This window comes from Pseudomonas sp. NPDC089530, from assembly GCF_050280705.1.
GTDB lineage: Bacteria > Pseudomonadota > Gammaproteobacteria > Pseudomonadales > Pseudomonadaceae > Aquipseudomonas.
Genome location: NZ_JBNNVU010000208.1, coordinates 1 through 1,589, shown reverse-complemented (window position 1 = coordinate 1,589; position 1,589 = coordinate 1). Strand labels below are relative to the sequence as shown.

The window sequence follows — 1,589 nt, the reverse complement described above, 5'->3', positions numbered from 1 at the left end:
CCGGTGCCGATCTTGATGTGCTGGTTGGCGCCGACGGTCAGATGGTCGCTGGCGCGGGCCTCGACCTTGCGGTCGGCGTGCACGGTGTGGTGTTCCTCGGCCTTGAACTCGCTGTAGCTGTTGGCCTCGACCGTGTCGTGGCGTTCGTTGCCGACGCGGATCTTCTGGTCGTGCTCGACGTTCTCGTCCCAGTCGCGCTGGGCGTGGAGGAAGATCTGTTCCTGGCCCTTCTTGTCCTCGATGCGCAGCTCGTTGTAGCCGCCGCCACCGGGGCTGCTCAGGGTCTTGAAGGTGCTGCGGGTCTTGTTCGCCGGCAGGTCGTAGGGGACGACGTTTTCCTTGTGGTACAGGCAGCCGCTGATCAGCGGCTGGTCGGGGTCGCCCTCGAGGAAGGTCACCAGCACTTCCATGCCGATCCGCGGGATGGCGATGCCACCGTACTGGGCGCCGGCCCAGGCCGAGGACACCCGCAGCCAGCAGCTGGTCTTGTCGTCCGCCTGGCCTTCGCGGTCCCAGTGGAACTGCACTTTCACCCGGCCGTATGGGTCGCAGTGGATCTCTTCGCCCTTGGGCCCGGTGACCACCGCGCTCTGGCTGCCGAGGATGCGCGGCTTGGGGTGGGCCAGGGGCGGGCGGTTGGGCACGTCCCAGGGCGTGGCCTGGAAGCGGTTGCGGTAGCCCTGGTGGAAGTCGCCCTTCAGGGCGGTGGTGTCGCTGGTCACCGACTCTTCCAGCACCTGGGGCTGCTTGCCCTCATGGATGACTTCGGTGAGCAGCCACAGGTCGTTCCACTTGGCCTTGGGGTGCTGGGTCAGGGCCAGGAAGTGGCCGCTGACCAGCAGCGGCTGGTCGCTCTTGCCTTCGGCCAGCTGGTAGTCGCTGCGATGGCGTTCCAGGGCGCGCTTGGCCAGGTGTTTGCCGCGCTCGCGGTCGACGAAGCGGCCGGGGTAGTCGTAATCCTCGAGGTCCGGCTTGAGCTCGCTCTTGGCGTCGCTTTCGAGGGTCAGGCGCGGTTTCTCGAAGTCGTAGTCGCGGCGCGTGGTGCGGCTGGTGCGGGCTTCCAGGCGCAGGTCGAAGCGCTTGATCACCGGGTCGTTGGCGACCATGCCGGAGTCTTGCTGGTAAGCCACCGGCGCCAGTTTCGGGAACACCGTCTGGTCGTCGCCGAACACCAGCTTGTGGCTGTCGGCGCTGTGCTGGAAGTGGTAGTGGATCCCTTCTTCCTCGCACAGGCGCTGGATGAAATGCAGGTCCGACTCGTCGTACTGCACGCAGTAGACGCGTTCGGGGTAGACCGAACCGGTCTTGAATTCGTAGGCGTTGCTTTGGATGCCGTGCTCTTCGAGGACCTGGCCGATGATTTTCGGCACCGTGAGGTTCTGGAAGATGCGCTGGTTGATGCGGTGCGCGAGGTAGGCCAGGTGCGGGCGCACGGTGACCGAATAACGGGTCAGGCGCTTGCCGGAGTCGCCCTGGGCGACGCGGTAGATCTGCCCGTGGATGCCGGTGCCGTTCGCTGCCAGCTGCAGGAAGGCAGGCTTGTGCAGCAGGCTTTCCAGGTCCAGGGCGGCCTGGGCGCTGACCAGCTC

General features: G+C 66.1%; 1 protein-coding gene. It reads right to left on the bottom strand.

Annotated elements, in window-relative coordinates:
• On the bottom strand, positions 1–1,589 hold a 1,589-nt coding region (locus ACQKQA_RS30310; protein WP_427564798.1), incomplete at both ends, for a type VI secretion system tip protein VgrG.